5 protein-coding genes are annotated in these 3,850 nt (G+C 44.6%); 1 reads left to right on the top strand and 4 read right to left on the bottom strand.

Annotated elements, in window-relative coordinates; genetic code table 11:
* The 4 genes from dnaG to RMO52_RS23345 all read right to left on the bottom strand — a co-directional run.
* Positions 1-813 (bottom strand): DNA primase (dnaG, locus tag RMO52_RS23360; protein ID WP_310419129.1); only part of this gene is annotated, 813 nt, incomplete at its 3' end.
* Between the two features lie 91 nt (positions 814-904).
* Positions 905-1,999, bottom strand: coding sequence for a cobalamin biosynthesis protein CobW (gene cobW, locus RMO52_RS23355; protein ID WP_310419126.1), 1,095 nt, complete (start codon positions 1,997-1,999; stop codon positions 905-907).
* 241 nt (positions 2,000-2,240) lie between these two features.
* Positions 2,241-2,660, bottom strand: a complete 420-nt coding sequence (gene tnpA / locus RMO52_RS23350; RefSeq protein WP_309738024.1) for an IS200/IS605 family transposase — start codon at positions 2,658-2,660, stop codon at positions 2,241-2,243.
* Between the two features lie 207 nt (positions 2,661-2,867).
* Complete coding sequence (locus RMO52_RS23345; protein ID WP_309738023.1) at positions 2,868-3,044, bottom strand: hypothetical protein; 177 nt, start codon at positions 3,042-3,044, stop codon at positions 2,868-2,870.
* Positions 3,045-3,493: 449 nt separating this feature from the next.
* Here RMO52_RS23345 and RMO52_RS23340 point away from each other — a divergent pair, with 449 nt between their 5' ends.
* Positions 3,494-3,790: a PEP-CTERM sorting domain-containing protein gene (locus RMO52_RS23340; RefSeq protein WP_310419122.1), complete on the top strand. Its 297-nt coding sequence runs from the start codon at positions 3,494-3,496 to the stop codon at positions 3,788-3,790.
* Positions 3,791-3,850 lie beyond the last annotated feature (60 nt).

Genomic DNA, 3,850 nt, shown 5'->3' with positions numbered 1-3,850 from the left:
TTCAACTACTACCGCTCGATCGGTTTTACTAATTGCATCCTTCGCCCGATCGAGTCCATATAAAGTGTTACCCTTATCGAATAATTCTGTCTCTGGCGAGTTGAGATATTTCGGCTGTTCGTCACTCAAAGTCCGTCCGCCGAACCCGATAACTCTACCCCGTAAATCGCGAATCGGAATCATCAAGCGATCGCGAAATCTGTCATAATAACTATTGCCATCTTTACGCGCGATCGCCAGTCCAGCCGCGACAATCGCTTGCGGTGGTAAATTCTTTTGTTCGATCAGATAATTAGCTAAAGTTTCCCAGCCAGCAGGCGCATAACCGAGTTGAAAACCTTGAATAGTTTCATCACTAAAAGCGCGTTCCTCCTTTAGATATGTGAGGGCTTTTTCACCTTGAGGCTGGTTTAACGCATGTTGATAAAAGTTAGCCGTTATCGCCATAATTTCATATAACTGCTCCCGCTGAGAAAGTCGCCGCTGCAACTCCTGGCGTTGCTCCGGCGCCAATGTCTGCACCGGGACTTGATACCTACGTGCTAAATCTAAGACTACTTCCGTGAAAGATTGCTTCCCCAGCTCCATCATAAAAGTAATCGCATTCCCCCCCGCCTGACAACCAAAACAGTAATACATCTGCTTGGTAGGACTGACAGAAAAACTCGGCGATTTTTCTTGATGAAACGGACAGGTACCTAAATAATCCTTACCCCGTTTTTTCAGCACGACATGTCCGCCAATTACATCGACAATATCGACTTTGGCTTTAACTTCTTCGATCGTATCTGGATGTAAACGGGGGATATCCATGAATTAGTGGATAGTGGATAGTGAATAGTGGATAGTAGTAATTCGTAGGGTGGGCAATGCCCACCAGCTATTTTTCAATACTAGTACCGAATTATTTACTTGCTCGAACCAGATCGGACTCGACCGAATTTGCTTTCTCAGATCCACTAACATCTAAAGCAGTAGCGATCGAGACAGGATCGATCGAGTGTCCGATAAATACTAGTTTAGTCTGACGACGCTCATCGGTGCGCCAAGGACGATCGTAAAATTGCTCGAATCGGTTGCCCACACCTTGAATGACCAATCGCATCGGTTTATTCGGGACGGCGACGAAGCCTTTGATCCGATAGATTTCCTGTTCTGTAACGAGGAGTTCTAATTTTTGGCGCAATTGTTCGGGGTTAAATTCACGATCCATTACCAAATGTGTCGAGTCGATCTCATCGTCATGATCGTGTTCTTCTTCTGTATCGTGATGGCTGGGACGATCTTCTAAATGGTCTTCAACTGCGGCGTTCAATCCTAATATTGTATCGACATCGACGATGCCTCGATCGCTGGTAACTATTTTCACAGCGCGGGGGAGTTCTCGGTTAATTAGATCGATCGTTTGTTGATATTGTGCGGGACTTACCAAATCGGCTTTATTTAAAATCACCAAATCAGCGCAAGCCAACTGATCCTCAAATAATTCCTGTAAGGGCGTCTCGTGATCGAGATTTTCATCCTCCTGTCTGAGCGCATCTACAGCCGCCGGATCGCTGGCAAACCGTCCACCTGCCACCGCATCGCAATCGACCACCGTGATGACCGCATCTACCGTCGCTGCGGTGCGAATTTCTGGCCAGCGGAAGGCGGTAATTAGCGGCTTGGGTAGTGCCAAACCGGAGGTTTCGATCAGAATGCAGTCGATGTCGTCCCGACGCGCGATGAGGGCTTGCATCGTGGGGAGAAATTCTTCCTGTACCGTACAGCACAAGCAACCATTGGTGAGTTCGACGATATTATTTGGGGATTCAACCTCATCATCGGGGCATACTTGACACGATCGCAATAATTCCCCATCGATGCCCAATTCGCCAAATTCATTGACAATTACCGCAATCCGCCGCCCTTGATTGTGAGTGAGTAAATGTCGGATCAGGGTGGTTTTGCCACTACCCAAGAATCCAGTAATGACGGTGACGGGAATTTTTTTTGCCATATCAAATTAAACTGTGTGTCTCGCTGGTCTTGGAAAGGTACTCTACTTTCAGGGTTCGCGACTAGGGCGAGCTGCTTCTAGCTAATCCTGGATCGAACTGAGTTCGGTCTTATAGTTTACCGCAATCGATCGCGAGATAAGTACATCTCGATCGATAACCCTGATGTTAAGCAAAACATCGATCGAAATCACCATCCCGAACGCCAATCGCAGATCTAGTCTCTGGCTACGGATCAACACCTCAAGATCGTATCGACTCAGTTCGTTCGAGTATTTGAACAATTTTCCCTGTTGAATGGTGTTGTTTTTGATTTTCTACATAAGCTATCGCCCATGCCAATCTTTGTTCGCCCAAGGAAAACACCGCATATTCATGTTGCCAAGAAAATTTGTAATTATCATCAGCCAGCTCTTGATTCAAATAACGCGCACTACTACCTTTAATTCGTTTAGCAAAATCAGCAATTGATAATTTAGGTGGTATTGAAACAATCAAATGGATATGGTCTTCAATCCCTCCAATCGCATGTAATTGGCATTCTAGAAAATCTACTTTTCCTTTGATGTGTGGATACAGGATTTGTTCGTGAGCTGTACTAATTAATGGTTGTCGCTCGTGGGTTGCCCAAACTAGATGATAAAATAGTCTCCAAAGTGGCATAATATTTGCGTTTTTGTTAATATTCCCTGGATTAGAGAGGATGTTAACACATGCGATCGAATTTGTAGATTATAGCGTAAGTAATCTTACTCATAGACCCTGGAATCTAGTCATTAGTTGAAGCCCTCAAATGAATTTGCGGATGCAATCACGCGGAGGGAACCTCCGCATGTGTTGCACCAAGCAGGGGCTAAGAGCGTAAGTTCGTTAAAACGAACTAATATCTCCGGCAGTTATCTTCAGATAACTTGTGCTATGAGCGCGAAATTCCATTTCAGCGCGGATGTCGAGCGCACCAATCACCCAAATCCGATCGAATCCACCTCGATCGACAACAGCTCTCTTGGCGGTTATCAGATGAATATTTCTCAGTAATTTTGGCAAGGTGGAAGTCGTGAAAATTCGGGTATACTACTGTCAGATAGTTTTCAATTACCAGAAAAATAATGAAAAGTACTTCTGCTCAAAAAATAATTAGAGATGCTGTGGCATAAGATGCCACAGCATCTAAACTTGCTCTAGCTGGTTCGATCGTCAGTTTTGGGATCGTCGGGGTAAATCCGGCTCAAGCAATCTCCTTAAATAATGGTACTGGCATCTCAAATCCAGCCAGCACCATCACTTTTTCTGAATTTACTCTGGGTTCTGGCACGCCACTTACCAATCAATATTCCAGCCTAGGAGTCACATTCAGTGGGCTTTCTGTTGGCTCTGTATTCGGAGCTACTCCGAATATAAGTGGTGCTGCGGCTGGAAATAGTAGTTTCTTCGGCGCAATTACAAACCCTTTTCTAATCAGCTTCACACAACCCCAATCACAAGCTGCCTTCAGTTTGGTTACTAATCCAGGAACATCAACCTTTAATGCCTTATTGAATAACTCCGTAGTAGATACATTCAGTACTGCAACCAATAACACTAGCAGTAACAATTTTTATGGTTTTACTGGCGTTACATTTGATGCCATCAGGGTTACGGCTGCTAATAATTTTGCAACTATAGACAACATCCAATTTGGTACGGCGACTGCTCAAAGCGTTCCCGAACCTTTTAGCATTATTGGTACCCTAGTTGGTGGTACGGCAGCTTTTCGGATCAGAAAGAAATTAGCCGATGCTAATAAGGTGTAGATTGAACTCAGCTAGTATTGTTTAGTAATAAGCTATACCAGTTCGGGTTAAAGATCTCCA

The organism is Chamaesiphon sp. OTE_8_metabat_110, from assembly GCF_031382685.1.
Lineage (GTDB): Bacteria > Cyanobacteriota > Cyanobacteriia > Cyanobacteriales > Chamaesiphonaceae > Chamaesiphon.
The sequence above is the reverse complement of the archived record's forward strand: the minus strand, read 5'-3'. Positions and strand labels throughout refer to the sequence as shown.

Excerpts from the sequence above, each read along its gene's own strand:
- cobW (WP_310419126.1), bottom strand. The coding sequence starts at position 1,999 with ATGGCAAAAAAAATTCCCGTCACCGTCATTACTGGATTCTTGGGTAGT.
- tnpA (WP_309738024.1), bottom strand. The coding sequence starts at position 2,660 with ATGCCACTTTGGAGACTATTTTATCATCTAGTTTGGGCAACCCACGAG.